General features: G+C 33.5%; 22 protein-coding genes and 1 pseudogene. 17 read left to right on the top strand and 6 right to left on the bottom strand.

Features of this window, described 5'->3' with window-relative positions; genetic code table 11:
• Positions 1 to 344 precede the first annotated feature (344 nt).
• Together AC1M36_RS03435 and AC1M36_RS03430 are read left to right on the top strand one after the other, a co-directional pair.
• Positions 345 to 1277, top strand: a complete 933-nt coding sequence (locus AC1M36_RS03435; protein ID WP_479845596.1) for a DMT family transporter — start codon at positions 345 to 347, stop codon at positions 1275 to 1277.
• A gap of 140 nt (positions 1278 to 1417) precedes the next feature.
• A complete protein-coding gene (locus AC1M36_RS03430) occupies positions 1418 to 2068 on the top strand; it encodes a hypothetical protein (RefSeq protein ID WP_336453845.1) in 651 nt (216 codons plus the stop codon).
• Between the two features lie 41 nt (positions 2069 to 2109).
• Here the strand turns inward: AC1M36_RS03430 and AC1M36_RS03425 are convergent, their stop codons facing one another.
• From AC1M36_RS03425 to AC1M36_RS03415, 3 genes are all read right to left on the bottom strand, one after another.
• Positions 2110 to 2460, bottom strand: a complete 351-nt coding sequence (locus AC1M36_RS03425) for a hypothetical protein (protein ID WP_336453844.1) — start codon at positions 2458 to 2460, stop codon at positions 2110 to 2112.
• Positions 2461 to 2638: 178 nt separating this feature from the next.
• Positions 2639 to 3064, bottom strand: coding sequence for a thioredoxin family protein (locus AC1M36_RS03420; protein ID WP_336453843.1), 426 nt, complete (start codon positions 3062 to 3064; stop codon positions 2639 to 2641).
• Positions 3061 to 3501, bottom strand: a complete 441-nt coding sequence (locus tag AC1M36_RS03415) for a disulfide oxidoreductase (RefSeq protein WP_479845595.1) — start codon at positions 3499 to 3501, stop codon at positions 3061 to 3063. The genes AC1M36_RS03420 and AC1M36_RS03415 overlap by 4 nt, the downstream gene beginning before the upstream one ends.
• 743 nt (positions 3502 to 4244) lie before the next feature.
• Here AC1M36_RS03415 and AC1M36_RS03410 point away from each other — a divergent pair.
• On the top strand, positions 4245 to 5273 hold the full coding sequence (locus tag AC1M36_RS03410; RefSeq protein WP_336453842.1) for an oxidoreductase: 1029 nt from the start codon (positions 4245 to 4247) through the stop codon (positions 5271 to 5273).
• 82 nt (positions 5274 to 5355) lie between these two features.
• Here the strand turns inward: AC1M36_RS03410 and AC1M36_RS03405 are convergent, their stop codons facing one another.
• Together AC1M36_RS03405 and AC1M36_RS03400 are read right to left on the bottom strand one after the other, a co-directional pair.
• The gene (locus AC1M36_RS03405; protein ID WP_254610084.1) at positions 5356 to 5538 is read right to left on the bottom strand and encodes a hypothetical protein; all 183 of its coding nucleotides are present in this window, start codon (positions 5536 to 5538) and stop codon (positions 5356 to 5358) included.
• A gap of 27 nt (positions 5539 to 5565) precedes the next feature.
• A complete protein-coding gene (locus AC1M36_RS03400; protein WP_479845594.1) occupies positions 5566 to 6219 on the bottom strand; it encodes a TetR/AcrR family transcriptional regulator in 654 nt (217 codons plus the stop codon).
• A 137-nt stretch (positions 6220 to 6356) separates the two neighbouring features.
• Here AC1M36_RS03400 and AC1M36_RS03395 point away from each other — a divergent pair, with 137 nt between their 5' ends.
• The 10 genes and pseudogenes from AC1M36_RS03395 to AC1M36_RS03350 all read left to right on the top strand — a co-directional run bounded on the left by AC1M36_RS03395 (position 6357) and on the right by AC1M36_RS03350 (position 18406).
• Complete coding sequence (locus tag AC1M36_RS03395; RefSeq protein WP_479845593.1) at positions 6357 to 7250, top strand: ABC transporter ATP-binding protein; 894 nt, start codon at positions 6357 to 6359, stop codon at positions 7248 to 7250.
• The gene (locus AC1M36_RS03390; RefSeq protein WP_336453839.1) at positions 7243 to 8049 is read left to right on the top strand and encodes an ABC transporter permease subunit; all 807 of its coding nucleotides are present in this window, start codon (positions 7243 to 7245) and stop codon (positions 8047 to 8049) included. The genes AC1M36_RS03395 and AC1M36_RS03390 overlap by 8 nt, the downstream gene beginning before the upstream one ends.
• Before the next feature lie 152 nt (positions 8050 to 8201).
• On the top strand, positions 8202 to 8735 hold the full coding sequence (locus AC1M36_RS03385; protein ID WP_336453838.1) for a sigma-70 family RNA polymerase sigma factor: 534 nt from the start codon (positions 8202 to 8204) through the stop codon (positions 8733 to 8735).
• Between the two features lie 13 nt (positions 8736 to 8748).
• Entirely contained in the window at positions 8749 to 9747 is a 999-nt protein-coding gene (locus AC1M36_RS03380) for an anti-sigma factor (RefSeq protein ID WP_336453859.1), read from the top strand.
• 61 nt (positions 9748 to 9808) lie between these two features.
• A complete protein-coding gene (locus AC1M36_RS03375) occupies positions 9809 to 10858 on the top strand; it encodes an LCP family protein (RefSeq protein WP_336453837.1) in 1050 nt (349 codons plus the stop codon).
• A gap of 74 nt (positions 10859 to 10932) precedes the next feature.
• Positions 10933 to 11210, top strand: a pseudogene (locus AC1M36_RS03370) (cation:dicarboxylate symporter family transporter); the annotation flags it as partial.
• Between the two features lie 441 nt (positions 11211 to 11651).
• Complete coding sequence (locus AC1M36_RS03365) at positions 11652 to 13358, top strand: peptide ABC transporter substrate-binding protein (RefSeq protein ID WP_336453836.1); 1707 nt, start codon at positions 11652 to 11654, stop codon at positions 13356 to 13358.
• Between the two features lie 380 nt (positions 13359 to 13738).
• The gene (locus AC1M36_RS03360; protein WP_336453835.1) at positions 13739 to 15451 is read left to right on the top strand and encodes a peptide ABC transporter substrate-binding protein; all 1713 of its coding nucleotides are present in this window, start codon (positions 13739 to 13741) and stop codon (positions 15449 to 15451) included.
• A 417-nt stretch (positions 15452 to 15868) separates the two neighbouring features.
• Positions 15869 to 17566, top strand: coding sequence for a peptide ABC transporter substrate-binding protein (locus AC1M36_RS03355; RefSeq protein ID WP_336453834.1), 1698 nt, complete (start codon positions 15869 to 15871; stop codon positions 17564 to 17566).
• Positions 17567 to 17686: 120 nt separating this feature from the next.
• Positions 17687 to 18406: a class I SAM-dependent methyltransferase gene (locus AC1M36_RS03350; RefSeq protein WP_336453833.1), complete on the top strand. Its 720-nt coding sequence runs from the start codon at positions 17687 to 17689 to the stop codon at positions 18404 to 18406.
• A gap of 108 nt (positions 18407 to 18514) precedes the next feature.
• Here AC1M36_RS03350 and AC1M36_RS03345 read toward each other — a convergent pair whose 3' ends face one another.
• Entirely contained in the window at positions 18515 to 18871 is a 357-nt protein-coding gene (locus AC1M36_RS03345; protein ID WP_336453832.1) for a hypothetical protein, read from the bottom strand.
• A 141-nt stretch (positions 18872 to 19012) separates the two neighbouring features.
• On the opposite strand from AC1M36_RS03345, the gene AC1M36_RS03340 reads away from it, so the two are divergent.
• From AC1M36_RS03340 to AC1M36_RS03325, 4 genes are all read left to right on the top strand, one after another.
• Complete coding sequence (locus AC1M36_RS03340) at positions 19013 to 19348, top strand: hypothetical protein (protein WP_336453831.1); 336 nt, start codon at positions 19013 to 19015, stop codon at positions 19346 to 19348.
• A gap of 74 nt (positions 19349 to 19422) precedes the next feature.
• The gene (locus AC1M36_RS03335) at positions 19423 to 20451 is read left to right on the top strand and encodes a DmpA family aminopeptidase (RefSeq protein ID WP_479845592.1); all 1029 of its coding nucleotides are present in this window, start codon (positions 19423 to 19425) and stop codon (positions 20449 to 20451) included.
• Between the two features lie 76 nt (positions 20452 to 20527).
• On the top strand, positions 20528 to 20866 hold the full coding sequence (locus AC1M36_RS03330; RefSeq protein ID WP_336453829.1) for a VOC family protein: 339 nt from the start codon (positions 20528 to 20530) through the stop codon (positions 20864 to 20866).
• 350 nt (positions 20867 to 21216) lie between these two features.
• On the top strand, positions 21217 to 23316 hold the full coding sequence (locus AC1M36_RS03325; protein WP_336453828.1) for a vWA domain-containing protein: 2100 nt from the start codon (positions 21217 to 21219) through the stop codon (positions 23314 to 23316).
• Positions 23317 to 23382: the final 66 nt, after the last annotated feature.

The following is a 23382-nucleotide window of genomic DNA, read 5'->3' as shown; positions in this document are numbered from 1 at the left end:
GATAAGAAGCATAACCATAAAAAAATTTTTTTATTCTATGGTTGACGATTCAGTATAAATTTCTCAAAAGATAATCAATTTTTTATTTTGCAAATATAAGATGCTACATGCTATTGTTAGTTATGATTTTTAGAAATTCTTGTTTTCTAAAAGAGCCGATTTATTATATACGAGTTTTCAATCAAAGAGTAATTAACTATAAAATCATCATACATACAAGATCTTTCAACTCATAAAGGCTTAAGAGCTTATGCTATGTAACCCAGTTGAATATCAAAATAATAACAAGCAACATGCTAAATAAAGCTTGTAATACTAACAATTTAGTGAGAAAGGAATCCAATATGTCCAAACAAACAATTGCTTATATTCAAATGTCATTTGTAATGGTTGCAATTGGAAGTTTTGTTATTGTTAATAAGTACATTATTAAAGAACTTCCTATATTTATTGCTTCAGAGCTTAGATTACTAATTGCTTCCTTAATATTACTTCCTTTATTTTTATATAAAGGTGAAAAAATGCCTAAACTAGTAAAAAAGGATTACATTATATTTTTTCTTCAAAGTTTTATAGGTGTGTTTTTATTTAGTGTTTGCACATTATATGGTTTAAAACAAACAACAGCTTTAGATAGCGGTATTATTATGAGTTGCACGCCTGCAATAATGGCTTTAATCTCTTATTTTTTTCTAAAAGAAAGATTAGGAATGAATAAAATAGGAGGGATTCTATTAACTATTTTAGGTACATTGTCTATCAATGTTTTTGGTCAACTTTTAAATTTTAATGTAGGCTCGCACTCATTAACAGGAAATATGTTAATCTTCTGCGCTGTGATTGGAGAAGCAATTTTCTTTTCTTTTGGGAAATTAATTTCTACGCCTTTAAGACCTTTAACAATGACAACAATTATGAGTTTGACAGGTGCGATATTATTTTTACCTTCTGCGATATATCAATCCTTAAATTTTAACTTTTTTACTGTATCTCCATTGGCGTGGTTACTCGTATTATATACAGGAGTTGTAATTACTGTATTAGCTGTTCTATTAATGAATCAAGGATTAGAAGTAGTATCAGCGGGGACAGCGGCAGTATTTACAGCTTTAATGCCTATAAGCACAGTGATTTTATCAGCTTTTATATTACATGAACCTCTCTTCTGGTATCATATTTTTGGAATGGTATTGGTTATTTCGGGTATTTTTGTTATCACGAACTCTTCAAATGAAAGTAAAGAAATGTTTGAAAGAAGCAGACACGAAAATATGTAACAATAAATTTTCTCAATATAAGATTGCATATATTGTTGGTTTTAATATTCAAAAAAATACATTGTTAATTTACAATAATTTAAGAAGTGTAGAACAGTAATAAATATATGAACTATATTCTGTAATAAAGGAGCCCATAAATGAAAAAAGTATATTCCTTTTTAATGACTGTATCTGTATGTATATTTATATCTGCTTGTTCTAATCAAACGAATTCTGAAAAAGAGGTAGAATCTGATACGAAAAAAGCTCCAATAGCTGAAACGAATGTGAAAGCAAAGCCTTATACAGAGCCATTAACACAAGTAGGACAAGAAGCAAAGCATCCACTTGGAACAGTGGTTCTAAAGCAATTAAGTGAGCCCAATACAATGATAGAAGCAGGGCCTCTTCATATTCGAGTAGAGAGAATTAAGGTAATTCAGAGTACAGAAGTAAGTGAAATTGGGAAATACAACTTAAAAGAAAGAGGACTAAGTACAGAGCAAATGAATGCAATACAATTTACAACTACTTTAGAGAATACTTCAGATCAAGTACTGGATTTGGAACAAGGGCCTTTTAAAACACTTATTTTAAGTAATGGTGAACAAGTAGATGTATATAAAATGAATGCTGATCTGAAAAGTCGAAGCTTAAATGCTAAGGAAAAAATGAAGCTTACACTTATCTGTTTCTTATCTCAAGCTCCAAACAATATTACATCCGTAAAAGTAATTACCGATGTGGTACGAGATCAACAAACAAAAAATGAGGTAAGCGCAGTAACTACTACTGAGATTACTATGTAAAAAAGAAAACAGCCCGATGAGGCTGTTTTCTTATTTTTTAATTAAAAAGCGCAGTATCCAACAACTGGCTTGGATGAACCAGTTTTAATGAAATAGTCAGGAGCATAGCCTTGATCTAACTCACCACCATAGCCATTATCATCTACAAAATCCCAAACCTTACTTCCCATATAAGATTCGCCATTCACATAGCAATATAACCAAAGTTTAGTGCCATCTGGAATGTTTGATTCAGTCCGTAGGCCATTTATGGTCGGAGTCGTGCGAAGATCTAGCCCAGAACCCGTTTTTTGTACCGGATAAAAAGCAGCTTCCGTTACCGTTTGACTTGCAAATAAAACTGAACCTGCTACTGCTACTGAAGCAATTGATAATGCAACTTTTTTAAACATACGTGTTACCTCCTAATAAATTATATTTTATTGCAAATGGGGAATCCCCCTCATACTTAACAAGTAAAAAATTAAATTGTATTCAATATTGGTAAGCATGAGGGAGATTCCCTTTACTTCTTTATAAATTAATAGAATATAGGTTTGAAAAAATAGTGTTTTAGTAAAATGAAAATTCTTATTTGTTGTTTTCAAACCATGTTTGAAACGTTTGGAAGGACTGTTCACCTAATATACGGTTCATTTCCTTCCCGTCTTTGTAAGAGATAATTGTAGGGGTTCCTTTTATTTGAAACATATCCCAACCTTGTTTATACTCTTCTAGATTCAAAACTTGCATATCAATATTCATATTTTTTGCCATAGGAACTACAATTGGTGAAATCCTTTGGCAATGCGGACAGGTCGTTTTGTAGAAATAAACTATTTTTGTTTTTTGATTTGATAGATCTTGTTGTAATTGTTCGGGGGTAATTTGGTTTTTATAATAATCTACCTCCTCAGTACTTGTGGTTTTTTCACTTTTTGTTCCTTTATTGGTTAGAATAAAAATAAGTGTAAATATTGATAAAATAGTAATAATGAAAAAAAGCATTTTTTTCATATACTGTTTCTCTCCTTGCTTATTTTAATAAGAATAAAGCAACAAATAATAATAAGAAGAAAGGCTATTAGAGCGAGAAATGGGATTGTAATAAATCCGAACCAATCTAAATAATCTCCTGTGCAAGGTATTCTCCCACATGATGTTCCATTTTCAGATAAAAATGGGATTTTTTGAAGGGAATAGTGATAGGCAGCTATACATGCGCCAAGGATAGCGAGAACCAGACTATAAACCCCAATTCTATAATCTTTCCGTATAATAGCTGTTCCTAGTAAAAGAACGAGTGGATACATGAGAATACGTTGATACCAGCATAATGTACAGGGCTCATATTTCATTATTTCAGACAGATACAAACTCCCGAGTGTTGCAATAAAAGAAACAGACCAGCTACTAAACAATATGTATTCTAGTTTTTTTTCTGTATTGTTCATGACTTCAACCTTTCTTTTTTAAAGATGGAAATAATGTAATAAAGTCCTCTAAGAAAGTAGAATATAAAAAATAAATTTTAAAAATGATTGGCTCAAGAGTTATTATAAATTATGTTTTTGTTTTGTATATTGAGAAAATTTTGATTTTATAAAATCTTATAGAAGAATAAAGTAAATAAGATGAGATAAATTGGAAGTATGCATATCCTTTTTTTTGGAGGCTGACTACGCTCATCCAGTAAATATTTTAAAGTGCCCTCAAAACGAAAAATTTTTCTTTACAGCTATTTATAAGAATTTAGCTTGTTTTGTTATTTAGGTGAGTCAATAGATTTATCCCGCTACTTTAGGGCAGTAATACTCCCACCTCAAAATTCGGCGGGAGCTGATAATCAGTGGGGGATGAGGAAAACCCCCACTGATTAAAGTTTCACTTTATTAGTTTGATGGTAATGAGGTTGCTCCTTAAAAAGTCGAAAAAGATGTGAATATACACATCTTTTATAATTCTATTTATCTTCTATACTTTTGTTCCGCTATTTGCGGGTAGTAAGACTCTCAACTCAAAATTTGGCAAGAGCAAAGGGGGAGGTGAGGGTTAATAAGCAGTGAGTATGAAGAAATTCCCACTGCTTAAAGTTTTACGTTATTTTTACTAATCTAAGAATGAGCAAATCGTTATGTAAATAAAATAAAAATTGCTATAATAATTATGAAATCGTTCTCATAAATGGAGGAATTATATGAAAAAAATAGGTGTAGGGATTGTAGGATTTGGGTTTTCTAGTACAACATTTCACATCCCTTTATTACAAACGATAGATGAATTTGATATTTGTGCGATTGTATCTTCAAAAGAAGAGGTAGTGAAAGAAGCATTACCAACTGTACAAGTGGTTCAAACGATTGGAGAATTAGTAAAACGAGATGATATAGACCTTGTTGTTATTACATCACCAAATACAACGCATTTTCCATTTGTGAAAGAAGCTATTTTACATGGTAAACATGTTGTTGTAGAAAAACCTTTCGTTGTTTCAATTGAAGAGGGAGAAGAACTTATTAGATTGGCGAAAGAGCATAATGTTTTTGTTAGTGTGTATCATAATCGCCGTTTTGATAATGACTTCTTAACAATAAAGAAATTAATTGAGGAGAAACAAATTGGAAATGTGTATGCATATGAAGCGCATTTTGATCGTTTCCGTCCTCATGTGCGTAATCGTTGGCGTGAAAAGAACTTACCAGGGTCAGGGATTTTATATGATTTAGGATCGCATTTAATCGACCAAGCATTACATTTATTTGGAAAACCAGATGCTGTTAGTGCGGATGTAGTAAAGCAAAGACCTGGGGCAGAAACAGATGATTATTTCCATATTGTACTTCACTATGGAATCAAGCGTGTCGTGTTACATAGTAGTAGTTATGTGAAACATGCAGGACCTCACTTTAGTGTTCATGGAGATAAAGGTTCGATTGTGAAATATGGTATGGATTCACAAGAAGAGCAATTAAAAGCTGGTATGAAGCCAGGGGATATTGGATATGGAGAAGATCAGGAAAGTCAGTTTGCGGTTTTAGAAACAGAAGAAGAGACAAAGCATATTCCAACAGAAGTAGGATGCTATGAAATGTATTACAAAGGGATTCGAGATAGCATATTAAATGGTCTACAGCCTCCAGTAACAGCGGAGGAAGGGTTGCAAGTAATTCGAATGATTCAAGCTGCTATTGAAAGTAGTGAAACAGGTAGGGTTATTTCATTATAAATAAAAAAGACACGATTTCGTGTCTTTTTTTGATGAGTTTCGTGGTTGAAATTATATGTTAGATTCGTTTAGAGAAATTTTTTTAATATTTGTTAAAAAAATTTTTAATTGCTTCTAGCTGTATATTATGACTACAATGCTCACAAGTGTATTTTCCATTGCTATTTTCTTTAAAGAGTTTGTATATTTTAGTTCCTTCATATGCTTTAAATATTTGTCTACAGCTCATACAAACCAATTCATAGAACAGTTTATCTTGTGACATATAACATTCCCCTTTGATCTCAATAGCTCAATTCAAACTTGCATTTTCATTTTTGCGAGTCATATTGTCGGGATTAGAAAGTCCATAAAAAAACAACGTAACAATATCTTTTATATGTTTTTTACGATCTCCTTCTAAGAGCTGTGCCCCATAATCTTCACCTAGCTTACTAAACATTTGAATGTATAGTAGCACCATTTCTTTTGAAAGGTTTGGATTAATTTCATTTTTATACTGTGCGTTTTCTAATATCTCGAAAAACCAAGGAAGGACTGTCTCGTGTTGATAACGATATAGAAATTCATGGAGTTCTGGATCTTTTTGAGTTGCTTGCAACAGCATTTCAGGATGAAATAAACTGCCACTTTCCATCTTTCGTAGTATCATTTTATGCATCATATCATGAAATGGCATGTTTTCAGCTGCTATTTCTTGATAGTATTGAAATTCAGTTGTCGTAAATTCTTGAATAAGTTCTCTAAAAAGGGCATCTTTACTTCCAAAATGGTTATAAATTGTCACCTGAGATACTTTAGCCTCTTTTGCAATATCCCCTATTTTTACTTCGTTAAATCCACGTTCTGAAAATAATAACAACGCTGCATCTTTAATAGCTCGTTTTTTCTTTTCTTTTACTTTTTCAAACCCGTTCAATACAATCACCTCACTTAAAATATACAAGAAAATAAAACGGAAAACAATAATTTTGAAATATACGCATATAAATATTTCAAAAAGTTGTTGCCAATGTGATTGGAGAGGAGTACAATAATTTTGAAATATAAACCATTAAATATTTCAATAAATGAGGTGGAATAATGATTTTAGTCCAAAATGTCACAAAACAGTTTTCGAATGGAAAAGGCTTATTTGATATTACTTTTCAAGTAAAAGAAGGTGAAGTTTTTGGTTATCTAGGACCAAATGGTGCAGGGAAATCAACGACAATTCGTAATTTAATGGGATTTATAAAAACAACTGCTGGTCATGCAGAAATTTTTGGGTTAGATTGCTGGAATGAGGCTGCGAAAATTCAAAGAGAAGTTGGTTATTTACCAGGAGAGATTTCTTTTATAGAAGGCATGAATGGATTAGAGTTTTTGAAACTTATGCAAGGTATGAGAGGGATGAAAGATACAAAAAGACGTGATGAACTCATTGAAAGATTACAATTTGATGTGAAAACACCAATTCGAAAAATGTCTAAAGGGATGAAACAGAAAGTAGGAATTGTAGCTGCATTTATGCATGATCCTGAAGTTTTAATTTTAGATGAACCAACGTCAGGTTTGGATCCGCTCATGCAGCAAACGTTTATTGATTTCATACTAGAGGAAAAACAAAAAGGAAAGACGATTCTCATGTCATCTCATATTTTTACAGAAATTGAGCGGACATGTGATCGGGTAGCTATTATTAAGGATGGTCGCCTTGTAACGGTGGAAAACATCCATAATTTACAAGGAATGAGAAGACAAGTAATGGATGTAACGGTCTCGTCACAAGAGGAAATACGTTCTTTGCAAAAGGAAAATTTACAATTTGAAGTGATAAAGGGGAATACAGCATCCGTTATTGTACAGGGGAATTATCAGGAAGTCTTACAAACGCTTGCTCGGTATAATGTGAAAACACTTCAAACGAGAACAATGGATTTAGAACATTTATTTATGCATTATTATGATGCGAAGGAGGGTGTGAAACATGAATAAACAGCTGTTTTTAGCTAGTTTTAAAGAAAATCAAAAAAGTATATGGAGTTATTCGATTGGTGCGGCTCTTTATTTGTGGTTATTAATTTGGATCTTTCCATCGATGGTGTCGGCGAAAGGTTTCAATGAAATAATAGGTGCTATGCCAGATAGTATAAAGAAAATTGTTGGTATGGAATCCCCCATTCAAAATGTAATTGCTTTTTTAGCTGGTGAATATTATGGGATGCTGTTTATTATTATTTTGACAATTTTTAGTGTGACAGTTGCTACGCATGTAATGGCTCGCCATGTAGATAAAGGAGCGATGGCTTATTTGCTGGCAACACCGGTATCTAGAGTGAAAATTGCAATCACACAAGGAGTAGTTCTTATTCTAGGACTATTCATCATTATACTTGCGACGTATGGAGCGGGTGTATTAGGAGCAGAGTGGCTCTTGAAAGAAAATAATTTAAATCAAGAAGTATTCTTCAAAATGAATTTAGTTGGGGGACTGTTGTTTCTTGTAGTCAGTGCCTATTCATTTTTATTCTCTTGTATATGTAATGATGAAAGAAAGGCTCTTAGTCTTTCTGCTAGTGTGACAATTTTATTTTATTTACTAGATATGGTAGGGAAATTAAGCGATAAGCTAGAATGGATGAGAAATATATCATTATTTACGTTGTTTCGGCCAAAAGAAATTGTGGCAGGGACATACAACATATGGCCAGTGAGTGTTGGACTAACTTTTGGCGCGATTTGTATCTTTGCAGTAGCAATTGTGTTATTTAAGAAGAGAGATTTACCACTATAGACAAATAGGATGGAAAAGATAGTTAGTTCCTAAAGGAATAAACTATCTTTTTTCATTTCTAGAAAATTACAAAAAAAATGAACCTTTTTCCTTACAAATCCGTCTAATAAGTGTAAAGTTTTATTGAGAGAAATAAAACAGGAGGATAAACAGTGAAAGTAATACCGTTATATAAAACGATAGTAAAGGAAGAGAGTGATGTTTCGTTAGCTAAAAAAGGCAATCATGAAGCATTTGTCTCTTTAATACATACACATAAAGTTCAACTCTATCGTATAGCTAAAGCAATGCTATATGATGAAAATGATGTAGAAGATGCGATACAAACAACAATTTTAAAAGCTTATGAAAATATAAAAAGGCTTAAAAATGAAGAGTTTTTCCAAACATGGTGCATTCGAATTCTGATTAATCAGTGTAATGAAATGATACGATCACGAAAAAAGGTAATTGCAATAGAAGGAAATAATGATTACATGATAGCATTTGATTCTTATGAAGATATAGATCTTCATAATGCAATTCAGTCTTTAACCGAAGAATTAAAAGCTGTAACAGTACTCTACTATTATGAAGATATGAATCAAGAAAATATTGCGGCATTATTAGAAATACCAAAAGGAACGGTTAAATCAAGGTTGTCACGGGCGAGAGAACAACTGCAGAAACAATTAAAAATGGAATAGGAGGTGGTATGTGTTGGATAAGGATGAATTGTTTGATGAAAAACTAAGAAAACGAATAGAACGAGAGAAGACAATGTTACCGGAGCATTTGAATCGGAAAATTAATGATACATTACATAATCTGCCGGTAAAAAAGAAGTCTTATAGAGTTCAAGTTATGGCTGTTAGTGCGGCAATAATGGTATTGTCAATCGTTTCTATGTTTGAATTTTCCGTGCAAAGTTTTGCGCAAAAAGGTGGCGTATTTGAATATGTAACGAAAAAGACATTTTCAGATTATGAAAATGAGGAAGAAATAAAACTTAATGTAAATTATCCTGAAAAAGAGAAAATTCATCAAAAAATGCTGGATTCAATTGATTATTTTAAAGATGTTACAGGGCAATTTGAAGAGTACTCTAGCTCATCTCGTCTTATTACTACTTATAAGTATGCAATTGATACAAAAAATCAAAGAGGAATTTCTTCTAAAGAGGCTCGTCAGTCAAAAAAAATGACAGTTTTATATAACAAAGGGAATAAGCAAGAATTTAATGATAAAGATTATACATATAAAGAAGTGAGCTGGAAGCCAGAACCTAAAAATAAAGATTTACTACAATTAACACCTACTGAAAGAGCGTTTAATAAAATGGGAGAAAAAAAACGGTATGATGATGAATATGTTGGATTCGCTAAATATAGTATTCAATCGGAGTTTGCGGATTTGTTAATTAGATATAAAGATTGGAATTTTAAAGAAATAAAATATCTTGGATTAAACTGTTATAAAATAGAGGGCGTTATAAACATAGAAATGCCTTTAAGTACATCTGAAGATTTACGAGGGAAATTCGAAATGATTGTAGAAAAAAATACGGGGATTATGTTGAACTTTCTTAGTTTTCATAATGGAATGATCCGATATTCTATTACTACGGAAAAGATACAAATAGATAAAGGAATTGATGAAAACATATTTCAAAAAGATGTTTCTTCATATGAAAAAATAAAAAACGTATTGAATAAATAGTGAGCTAGTTATTTAGCTAGTTTTTAATTCGTCTAGAATAATATATATCGGGGGAAATAATATGGAGAAAAATTCGCTTTCGCGTGAAAAAAAGAATAAGAAAAAATATAAAAAAAGAACAGTAGTAGGAATATTTTTAGGGATCTTGTTAGCTAGTGGGGTGGGATACGGTGCGTACTTATACAATAAAGCTTCAAATGCGGTGCAAAAAGCTTCTCTCAGTCTAGCACGTGGTGAAAAATCTGATTTGCGTGGGGAAGTTGTAAAGCCAATAACCAATAATGTTTCTCTGCTAATTATGGGGATTGACGAGAATGAGGAGCGTCAAAAAGAATATAATGGGGCATTTCATACAGACGCATTATTGCTAGCGACTTTTAATAAGGATGATAAGACAGTCAAGTTAATAAGTATACCACGTGATACGTATACATATATTCCAATTGAAAAGAAAAAAGATAAAATAACACATGCCTATGGTAGAGGTTTTGTAAAGAATGGAAAGGATGGGGGACCACAAGCGTCTGTTGAAGCAGTAGAAAAACTATTACATGTACCAGTTGACTATTTTGTGAAATTCAATTTTAATTCATTTATAAAAATTGTTGATGATTTAGGTGGTATTGAAATAGATGTTCCAATTGAGTTTTCTGAACAAAATAGTAAAGATGAACCTTATGCTATCCATTTGAAAAAAGGAATGCAAACATTAACAGGAGAAGAAGCGCTGGCTCTCGCAAGAACACGTCATATTGATAGTGATGCCATGAGGGGACAGCGTCAGCAACTCGTCATTGAAGCGATCTTAACAAAATTAAAAAGTGTAGGATCTGTTACGAAAATAGGAAAAATGATTGATGCTGTAGATGGTGATTTGAAGACGAACTTAGCCTTAGGTGATATGCTATCATTTTATAAATATGGATTAAATGCTTCAATTGAAAAAATCCAATTAGCTGGAGATGATTTGTATTTGCCTAATGGGCCGAACGGTGAACGTGTATATTATTATAATCCAGATACAAAAAGTTTAAGAGAGCTTAGTAATACACTTCGAACACATCTGGGAGTAAGTAAGCAAAAAGTTGAAAAAGAAGAGGAAGAAGGTTAGAGATAGGATGTCTTAATTAAGTAGGGCTTTAATAAGCTCTGCTTTTTTGTTTTGTATCACAAAAAATGACATGAAAATTTTTAGGTGGAGACGTTTTGCAATACGTACAAAGCGGCCAAGAAATGAAGTGGATTGATTTCTTTTTACATATTGTTTCATCTAACATGGTTGATGCATTTGCGAAAGGTGATACTTTTATATTTTATTTGGTGCAGGTTTAACGATGCTTGGAAAAAATGGGAAACCTGTTATTGATTTTTTTGAACGGTTATCTAAAGTGTTTTTTAATATTTTATCGATCGTCATGAAATTAGCACCGCTCAGAGCGTTTGGTGGAATGGTATTGCCACTGTAGTTGTTGCAAAAAGCGAAAATGAATTTAATGAAGAGAAGCATAAACAGATGTTATTTGAGATGCAGAAAGAAAAGATAGCCGGATAAAAAGGTCAGTTTCTCTGGCCTGTTTTATTTTGTTAAAAAAGGATTTGTTAAATTTATACACTATTTATTAACAATAATTCATAATGATTTTTTATTGAATCGTAATAAATGGAAGAATAGAGAGGTATATGTTATATTAGTCAGAAATTTCTGTAAAATAAAAAAGAATGTTTATGAATGTTACTGTAATAAAATAATTTTTTTAAAATTTTCAATAATAATACTTTACAAAAATTAAAAAATTAGTAGAATAATAAGTAATAGTAATCTTCTGATAAATATATAAAGAAAAATAGAATTATCAGAAATTTCTTAATCTAGAAACGTACAGGTAATTAGGGAGGGTACAAAAGTGAAAAAGAAAAAAATGAAAAAACTAACAGCAGTCGTAGCACCAGTTTTAGCAATGAGTATGGCATTGACAGCATGTTCTACAGGTGGAGACAAAAAAACAAGTACGAATTCAAGCGGAAGTGATAGCAAATCAGGTGAGAAATTAGCAGCGAAACAAGTACTGAATCGTACAGAAACAAACGAAATTCCAACAATGGATGTTTCGAAAAATACGGATACTCTTGGATCTCAAATTTTAGGGAATACGATGGAAGGTCTATATCGTCTTGATAAAGATAATAAGCCAATCCCAGCTGCTGCTGAATCTAGCACAACAAGTGAAGATGGTAAAAAATATACATTTAAGCTTCGTAAAGATGCAAAATGGTCAAACGGTGATCCAGTAACAGCGAAAGATTTCGTGTATGCATGGCAACGTTTACTAGATCCAAATACAGCTGCAGAGTATTCATTTATTGCATACTACATTAAAAATGCAGAAGCAATTAATAAAGGAAAAGCGGAAGTATCTACACTAGGCGTAAAAGCAGTAGATGATCACACACTTGAAGTAGAGCTGGAAAGACCAACTCCATACTTCTTGAACTTAACAGCGTTTCCATCGTACTATCCACTAAATGAAAAGTTTGTAAAAGAAAAGGGCGATAAATTTGGTTTAGAGTCTGATACGACAGTTTACAATGGACCATTTGTTTTAACGGATTGGAAACATGAAGAAGGTTGGAAACTGAAGAAAAATGATAAGTATTGGGATAAAAAGACTGTAAAATTAGATGAGATTAACTACAGTGTTGTAAAAGATATGGCAACTCGTGTAAATCTATATGATAGTGGCCAAATTGACTTTACTTTACTAAGTGGGGAGTTTGTTGATAAATATAGAAACAAAGAAGGAGAGTTTGGAACATATTCTGAACCAAGCACATTCTACTTACGTTTAAACCAAAAACGCGCGAATCAAGATACACCACTTAAGAGCAAGAAATTACGTGAAGCAATTGCATTGTCTATTAATAAAAAAGATTTAGCAAATGTTATCCTAAATGACGGTTCGAAACCTGCGGATTATTTAGTACCAAAAGGATTAGCAAAGAGTTCTGACGGAAAAGACTTCCAAGAAGAGTTTAAAAATGGTTTAAAACATGATACGAAAAAAGCAGCAGCAGCATGGGAAGAAGCGAAAAAAGAACTTGGTAAAGATCAAGTGACATTAGAGTTCTTAAACTATGATACAAGTAATGCGAAAAAAGTTGGGGAATATGTAAAAGATCAAATTGAGAAAAACTTAAAAGGTGTAACAGTAAATATTAAAATGCAGCCATTCAAACAAAAGCTGAAATTAGAATCTGATCAAGATTACGATTTCTCATATGGCGGCTGGAGCCCAGACTACGCGGATCCAATGACATATTTAGATATGTTTGAATCTACAAACTCTCAAAACCAAATGAGTTATTCAAATCCAAAATATGATGAAATCATCAAACAAGGTAAGACAGATTTAATGGCGGATGCGAAGAAACGTTGGGCAGAGTTAGGTAAGGCTGAAAAACTATTACTGGAAGAAGATGTAGCGCTTGTACCATTACATCAAAATGCTAGATCGTATGTAATGAAACCAAACGTAAAAGGTGTTGTAAAACATAACATCAGTCCAGAATACAGCTTCAAGTGGGCTTATGTAACAGAGGAAAATAGTAAGTAACAAAGATAAAAAAGCATTTCTAAAAGTAGTATATCTACTTTTGGAGGTGCTTTTTTCTATGGAGAGAATCTTGTTTTAAAAAGGTTCAGTTACTAGAAGCAATATTTGATGAAGAGATCATATATAAAGAATTTTAATAGGAACTTAAATAAAGAATAAGAAGTGTTGTGCTGTTAAATAGTGAATGGGGAAATTTTGCACCGTAATATAACCGAAAGATATTGTCATTATAGTAGAAAATATTTTAAGATTTTAAAAAAATAACTTTACAAAACTTAAAAAAACAGTAGAATATTATTTAATAAGAATTTTCTGATAATACAAATATATCATAAAACTAATAAGGGTATCATCGTACATATAATTAGGGAGGTACACAAATGAAGAAGAAAAAGATGAAGAAATTAACAGCGGTTGTAGCACCAGTTCTAGCAATGAGTATGGCGTTATCGGCATGCTCGGGATCAGGCGGAGATAAGAAGACAAGTACAACGTCTAATAGTGGGGAAGAGAAAAAATCGGATATTAAATATGCAGCAAAACAAGTATTAAATCGTACAGAGAATCAGGAAATTCCAACAATGGATACTTCGAAATCAACAGATACACTTGGTGCACAAATTTTAGGGAATACAATGGAGGGTTTATATCGCCTTGATAAAGATAATAAACCAATTCCAGCGGTAGCAGAATCTAGTACAAAGAGCGAGGATGGTAAAAAGTATACATTTAAGCTTCGCAAAGATGCAAAATGGTCAAATGGTGATCCAGTAACGGCGCATGATTTCGTATTCGCATGGAAGCGCTTACTAGCTAAAGAAACAGCAGCTGAATATGCATTTATTGCATACTATATTAAAAATGCAGAAGCTATCAATAAAGGAGAAGCAGACGCATCAACATTAGGAGCAAAAGCGGTAGATGACTATACACTTGAGGTAGAATTAGAAAAACCTGTTCCATACTTCTTAAATTTAATGGCATTCGCATCATACTATCCATTAAATGAAAAGTTTGTAAAAGAAAAAGGAGAGAAATTCGGTTTAGAGGCGGATACAGTTTTATATAACGGACCATTCGTAATGTCTGAGTGGAAGCATGAGCAAGGGTGGAAGTTGAAGAAAAACGATAATTATTGGGATAAAAAGAGTGTAAAACTAGAAGAAATTAATTATAGTGTTGTAAAAGAAATAGCTACAAAAGTGAACTTATATGATACTGACGCGATTGACTTTACGTTATTATCAGGAGAGTTTGTTGATAAATATAAATCGAAGAAAGATGAATACGGCGAGTATGCAGAATCAAGTACATTCTTCTTACGTTTGAATCAAAAACGTGGTGGTCAAGATACACCACTTAAGAGTAAAAAATTACGTGAAGCGATTGCGCTATCAATCGATAAAAAAGGCTTAGCAAATGTTATTTTAAACAACGGATCGAAACCAACGGACCACTTAGTACCAAAGGGACTAGCAAAAGGTCCAGATGGTAAAGATTTTACAGAGACATTTAAAAGTGGTGTAAAACAAGACACGAAAAAAGCAGCGGCAGCATGGGAAGAAGCGAAAAAAGAACTTGGTAAAGACCAAGTGTCAATTGAATTGCTAAGTTATGATGATGGAACAGCGAAAAAAGTTGCTGATTATGTAAAAGATCAAATTGAGAAAAATTTAAAAGGTGTAACAATTAATACGAAAATTCAACCATTTAAACAAAAGTTAAAATTAGAGACAGCGCAAGACTATGAAATCTCATATGCTGGATGGAGTCCAGACTATGCGGATCCAATGACATTTATCGATATGTTTGAAACGAAAAGTCCGTACAACCAGATGAGTTATTCTAATTCAAAATACGATGAAATGGTTAAACAAGCAGGAAATGAATTATTGTCTGATGTGAAAAAACGTTGGGAAGTGTTAGGAAAAGCAGAGAAATTATTACTTGAAGAAGATGTAGCAATGGTTCCGTTATATCAAAGAGGTAATGCGTATGTAATGAAATCAAATGTAAAAGGAATTGTAAAACATAATATCAGCCCAGAGTATAGCTTCAAGTGGGCGTATGTAGAGGAGAAGGGCGGAAAATAATAAGCTTTAAACAAGCGTCTCCAGAGGTAAATACACTACTTTTGGAGATGTTTTTTCATGAGAAGAATCTGGCTAATGACTTTGAATTGATTAAGAGTGGAAGAAAAAATGAAAGGAATGCCTTACATTCAAATGATTTATAACGAGAAAGAGGCATATATAATAGCGCTTAAAAAATAGAAAAGAATAAGAAGGTTTTGATGCTCATATAGTAGATGGGGAGAATCTTGTAATGGTTCTATTAAAAAGTGGATTATTATTATAGAAAAATTATTTTCAGAATTTTTTAAAAATAAACTTTACAAACTTGAAAAAAATAGTAGAATATTAATTAATAAGAATCTTCTGATAACTTAATAGATATCAGGATATCTCTCGAGAGTAGCATCGTACATATAATTTAGGGAGGGGAAACAAATGAAAAAGGTGAAAAAATTAACAGCAGTTGTAGCACCAGTTTTAGCAGTAAGCATGGCACTCACAGCATGCTCTGGATCAGGCGGAGATAAGAAAACAAGTACAACGTCTAATAGTGGGGAAGAGAAAAAATCGGATATTAAATATGCAGCAAAACAAGTGATGAATCGTACAGAAACAAATGAAATTCCAACAATGGATGTTACGAAAAATACGGATACACTTGGTTCGCAAATTTTAGGGAATACAATGGAAGGCCTATATCGCCTTGATAAAGATAATAAGCCAATCCCAGCTGTCGCAGAATCTAGCAAGAAAAGCGAGGATGGCAAAAAATATACATTTAAACTTCGAAAAGATGCAAAATGGTCAAACGGTGAACCAGTAACAGCGAAAGATTTCGTGTATGCGTGGCAGCGCTTAGTAGATCCAAAAACAGCTGCAGAGTACGCATTTATTGGATACTACATTAAAAATGCAGAAGCAATTAATAAAGGAAAAGCAGAAGTATCTACACTAGGGGCAAAAGCAGTAGATGATCACACACTGGAAGTAGAACTAGAAAGAGCAACACCTTACTTCTTAAATTTAACGGCGTTTGTATCATATTACCCATTAAATGAAAAGTTCGTAAAAGAAAAAGGAGAGAAATTCGGTTTAGAATCGGATACAACACTTTACAACGGACCATTCGTTTTAACAGACTGGAAACATGAAGAGGGCTGGAAACTGAAGAAAAATGATAGTTATTGGGATAAAAAGACTGTAAAATTAGAGGAAATTAACTTCAGTGTTGTAAAAGATGCAGCTACTCGAGTGAATCTATATGATAGCGGTCAAATTGATTTTGCTTTATTAAGTGGAGAATTTGTTGATAAATATAGAAATAACAAAGAAGAATTTGGCACATATTCAGAACCAAGTACATTCTACTTACGCTTAAATCAAAAACGAGCTGGCCAAGATACGCCACTTAAGAGTAAAAAATTACGTGAAGCAATCGCGTTATCTGTTAACAAAAAGGATCTAGCAAATGTTATTTTAAATGATGGCTCGAAACCTGCAGATAACTTAGTACCGAAAGGATTAGCGGCTGGTCCTGATGGAAAGGATTTTGCAGAAACATTTAAAACGGGATTAAAGCCAGATGCGAAAAAAGCAGCGGCAGCATGGGAAGAAGCGAAAAAAGAACTTGGTAAAGATCAAGTGACATTAGAGTTCTTAAACTATGATACAAGTAATGCGAAAAAAGTTGGGGAATATGTAAAAGATCAAATTGAGAAAAACTTAAAAGGTGTAACAGTAAATATTAAAATGCAGCCATTCAAACAAAAGCTGAAATTAGAATCTGATCAAGATTACGATTTCTCATATGGCGGCTGGAGCCCAGACTACGCGGATCCAATGACATATTTAGATATGTTTGAAACGACAAATTCTCAAAACCAAATGAGTTATTCAAATCCAAAATATGATGAAATTATCAATAAAGGAAAAACAGATTTGATGGCGGATGCGAAGAAGCGTTGGGAAGAATTAGGTAAGGCTGAAAAAATCTTATTAGAAGAAGATGTAGCACTTATACCATTATATCAAAGTGCTAGATCATATGTAATGAAACCAACTGTAAAAGGAATTGTAAAACATAATATTAGTCCAGAATACAGCTTCAAGTGGGCTTATGTAACAGAAAAATAGGAAGTAATAGTGATAAAAGCATTTCTAAGGTCGATGAATGAATCCTTAGAAATGCTTTTTTTTGCACTGTTTTTCTTTTTCGTGAATATAGCTAATATAGGAAAAATAAAGGAGAATTTTATGAAAAGGAACGTATACATTGATTTCTTAGCTTATTATGGGATTGGAAGTGCACATCCTGGTGGTTTTACGCTAACGAAGCAGTTATTGGCACAGTTACCGTTACACCGAGAAGCAAATGTACTGGAAATAGGGTGTGGTACAGGACGGACAGCAGCTTATATGAAAAAACAATTTGGTTACAATGTGACGGCAATTGAAAATAATGAGATTATGATTCAAAAGGCGAAAAATAGATGGTTACAAGAGCAATTACCTATTGAGTTGATTAAAGGGAATGTGGAGCAGTTGCCGTTTTTGAACGAGCAATTCGACCTTGTATTAGGCGAATCTGTACTTGCTTTTACAAAGAAAGAGCGGGCGATTCCAGAATGTTATCGTGTCTTGCGAAAGAACGGGAAGCTTCTTGTTATTGAAATGATTATTGAGAAACATTTACCAAAAGAAGAAGAGAATAAAATAACACAATTATATGGAATAAAAGAGTTACAAACAGAAAAGGAATGGATGGATGTATTTCAAATAGCAAACTTCCAAAGGATAACAATTGTAGGTGGAGGAACGATTGCTGAGACGGTTGCAGGACAAATAGAGCAGCCAGAATGGAATCTGTCACATTTTATTCCAGCAGAATTGTATGATGCGTGGGTACAGCACGAGCAAGTATTACAAATGTACCAACATATGTTAGGTCACCGTGTATTTATTTGTGAAAAATAAAAAGCAGATCAAAAAATCTGCTGCGCGTATTCGTGCATGATAGGGTTATTATATTGCGTTATTTTTGAAAAGGAGTTGACTAGAAAATGTAGTCAGCTCCTTTATATATTAGATGAAAAATAATGCAGCTAAAGAAATACCAAAAATAAATCCGAAAGCTAGTTCAATGGCGCCGCCTCCGCACCGACCTCTACTACAGCAACCTCCACCAGAACAACGGTCAAAACCAAATCCACAACGGTTACATTGACGTAATCCGCCACAAAAATCGCAACCACCACCTGCATACGCATCATAGTAACCAAATCCCTTATTAAAAGAGGAGTTATAGACAGGATCAATCCAAACAGAATCATTTGTCACATCGACAATCTTACCAATATGAACATAACCATCTACATCTTCGATACGTACAACTTTACCAAAATAACGATGACAAGTACTATAACATTTTTGGAAATGCATGTTCTTTTGCCTCCTTCCATATACAGTAATACGATATGTCGTCGGGACAAGTGCGGCTTGTACGATTAACCTAAGTTTCATAATTGTTATGAGAAAGGGAAAAGATAAGGGGAGAGTGTATGTGAAAAAGGAGTGAGACATATGGAACCTAAAGATAAGTTTCAAACATATGAAGTTCCTTGGAATGAATTTACAAATGCCCTTCGTAGTGAGATGGAAAAGCAAGTAGGGGCAGATATTATCGACAGGATTGTTTGTGATTTAGCAGATGGATTTGAAGTGTACACGTATATACAAGGAGATTTGGATTTTGAATATGAAGAGATATTTGAACGGAAATTTGGAAGTGATGGGGAAATCTCCAACTTGTTAACAGTTATGTTATTAGCAAGCATTTATCATACAAGCGAAGAAAATATTCGCTTACATGCGGATCGTAAAGATAATCCAATTGTTGAAGTATACGTAAAACAATAAAAAACACGCTTTTATCGGTGTGTTTTTTATTTATATGATAAGATGTAAGAAAATTCTTAACAAAGGGAGAGGCTATGAAACGAAAACGGTTGCGAGAGTGTGGAATTGTAATAGGGAACTATGAAACGGGTTTGTGTAATACGATAACGGATGTACAAGGAGTCCAAGTGGGACATGTTACTCTTTTTGAAAAGGATACAGTTCGTACAGGTGTTACGGCTATTTTACCCCACCCAGGAAACTTATTTTACGAGAAGGTATTTGCGAGTAGTTACGTAATTAATGGGTTTGGAAAAACGATTGGAACAATTCAATTACAAGAACTCGGCGTCATAGAAAGCCCAATTTTGTTAACGAATACATTATCAGTAGCGGCTACTTTGCATGGAACCATTCAATATATGTTACAGCAAAATGAAGAAATTGGTCAAACTGCGGGAACGGTAAATGTTGTTATTGGTGAATGTAATGATGGCTATTTAAATGATATTCGCGGGATGCATGTGAAACCAGAGCATGCAATTGAGGCAATTGAAGTAGCCCAAACTGGTTCAGTTACAGAAGGTTGTGTGGGAGCTGGTACAGGAATGGCCTGTTTTGGTTATAAAGGTGGAATCGGTACGAGTTCTAGGGTTATAACTTTCACAACTAAAACATATACATTGGGCGTACTTGTCGTTACGAATTTTGGTAGAAAAGAAGATTTATATAGGAATGAAACAGATAATAAACAGCTACCGGATGGATCAATTATGATTGTAATTGCAACAGACGCGCCGCTTAGTGAACGGCAATTAAACAGAATCGCGAAACGTGCAACATTTGGTTTAGCTAAAGCAGGTTCATATGGAGCCCATGGCAGTGGTGATATTGTCATTGCCTTTTCCACCGCGCATCGTATTCCTCATATTCCTACTACTGAAACTTTACAATACTCCTTTTTACGTGAAGATGGTAAAGAAGTTACACATCTGTTTGCGATGACTGTAGAAGCTGTAGAAGAGGCGATTTGGAATGCTTTATGCATGGCAAAAACGACAAGTGGAAATGGAAAATTTTTAGAAGAAATACCGTATTCAAAGGTGAGAGACTATTTTCAGTAGAATAAAGAGTGATGTGAAAGTTACTTTACCTTGTATGGATGTGGTAGAAGAATGAAATAAGGAAAGGATGAAAAAAGTGAAAATTAATCACCTTAATCTAACTGTTACGGATGTACCAGCTGCTCGAGAGTTTTTAGAAAAATATTTTGGCTTGACTTGTCGTGGGACAAGGGGGAATGGTTTTGCAGTTCTATTGGATGATGATGGATTTATATTAACTTTAATGAAAGGGAAAGAGGTACAATATCCAAAAACATTTCATGTGGGATTTCCACAAGAAAATGAAGAACAGGTGAATAAGATTAATCAACGGCTGAAAGAGGATGGTTTTCATGTTGAGCCACCGCAATATGCGCATGCGTACACTTTTTATGTTGAAGCACCTGGTGGCTATACAATTGAAGTACTCTGTTAATCATATTAATTTTTATCATTTCGTTAATAATTATATAGCTTTTTCTTCTATTAAAGATTTATTTCTTTCAGGAGAAAATCAAACTTTTTCACAGTAATTTTTCATATGAAATGTAGTGAGAGCCTGCTGTTCTCATGCAGGCTTGTTTATGTGGAAACTAAAGTTTATACAGAGCGAATCAATCAGAATTTACAAGAGGGTGGTCAAAGAATGGATTTTTATTTTTAGCAATTTTATTTACATAATAAAATTATAGAAACTTGTTTACCCAAAAATACAAGTCATATATCTAGTTTCTTTTCATAAATTTAAACATAGGAATTTGTCTACAAAGGTGGCGAAGCCTCATCATGAAGATTCGAATTTGTGCCACATTCATCTTTTTTCTATTTGTATGTTTGAATCCTTTTTCAACTTTTGCAAAAGGAGAGGAGGCAAAAGAAAGGGTCGTTTCACTTGTATATGATGATTCTGGCAGCATGAGAAATAACGATCGCTGGAAATATGCTAATTATGCTTTGCAAAGTTTAGTTGCATTATTAGATGAAAAAGATAGATTTTCATACGTTCCAATGAGTCGTCCTACTGAAGCCTTAAATGTCATGTTAACAAATGACGAAAGGCAAACAGAGATCAATCAAATTGGGGCGTGGAAGAACTATTTAAATACGCCGTTTAGCGCAGTAGAGACCGCAATGCAATCTATTAAAAAGGAAGCTGACATAAATGGAAAACGTGAATTTTGGCTTATTGTATTAACTGACGGGGCATTTAATGAATTAGAAAAAGAAAAGACTGGTGGTAAAGAGCAAATCACACAGAAACTAAAACAATTTAAAAAAGATATGGAAGCGAAAAAAATATCATTGCATCCAGTTTTAATAACAATGGAAGAAAACTTAGGACAGCAAGAGCAACAACAGATGAATACGTTCAAAGAAATTTGGAAGCAAGAAATAAATGGTATTATCATGCCGACAAGCGGGGAAGATGGGGTCATTGAGAGTGTAAATCAAGCTGCTGCTTTGGTTGCAAATCGAGATCCATTTTCTTCTGTTGAATCTATCGTGAAAACGCACATATCTGGTAACAAATTAGAGATTACTACACCATTTCCATTAAAACGAATGACGCTCGTACAACAATCTTCCAACGTATCACAATATCGGATAGAAAAACTTTCTAAACCATTAGCAGTGCAATCGTCCTTTTCAATTCATGCGCCAGGAGAATCGAAATTATATGGTGGTATTATCCATATCGGTGCTGCGAATCATGAAGTGATGAAACCAGGGACATATACGTTAGAAATTGATAGAGATATTGTGAAAGAAGGATTGAAAGTACTTGTCGAACCAGCACTTGATTATACCATTTCTACTTACGACAAAGAGGATAAAGCGAAAAAAAACGTTGAGAGAATGTATGAGGGAACGAAAGCAGTGATTGAAGCGAAACCGACAGACTTACCTATTCAATCTTCTTATTTTCAAGCAGAAATAGAGCTAGATGGAAAGCTATATCCAATGAAATGGGATAATAAAAGAAACCTATTCTACTACGAAACACAAGTTGGAAAACAACCAATACGTGGGAAAGTTCATATGAATATAAAAGGATTTTACAGGCAAACAAGAGAGTTCCGAATTAATCCGATGCCAAAGGCAAAATTATCTCTACAGGTCATAACGAAAGATTATGAAGAGAAGGTAACGAATTTAGAAAAGAGCCAACCATTTGTGTTGCAGCCATTACTGAATGGTGAACCAATGGCAGAAGGGGAAGTAAAGAAGCTACTGCAATCTACTGGTGTCACATCTCATCAATCGATCAACTACGAACTGCGGCAACATGACAATCAAATTTATGTGTATCCTCGTCCTTATTACTCCGATACATTCAATTTTACAGATACCGGCACCATAGAAGCTACCATCACTATAAACGATTCAAGGTTACAAAAAGTGAAAAAAACGATTTCGTTTCATATTCAAAATGCACCATTTTGGGAACGTTATGCACTAATTTTTCAATTCGTAATTCCAGTTACATTACTGCTTTTGCTTGTTGCAATTCTTATTTTAGGATGGATTGTCCGGCCAAGATTTCATCGGAAAGCAATGTTGTACTACGAATGGGATCAAGAGGTAGCGAAAGATTGGCTCTATCAATCTGAACCAGAATTATTAAAAAATAAATGGTGGAAACATTATTTTGGTATTCCATTTCGAGCAGAACGAAAGACAGTGCAATCCGTAACCTTTATAGCGAAAAAAGGTTCGAAGTCTGTGTTTGTAGCAAAGGAATCACAAGTAATTGGTATGATCATTGACGGTATGTTTATCACAGAGGAAGAGGTCGGAAATGAGCATAAGACGTTATATCCAAATGAGATTTTATTGATTGATCGGGGGTATGGAAAGGAAATCTATCGGTACGAATGTGAATGATAGGAAGTTCAAAAAGTCCGGTAAAGATAGCTTTCGCATTTCGTCGTTGCATCGCCAGTCCGGTAC

Source organism: Bacillus sp. Medicinal_06 (assembly GCF_056711665.1).
The sequence above is the reverse complement of the archived record's forward strand: the minus strand, read 5'-3'. Positions and strand labels throughout refer to the sequence as shown.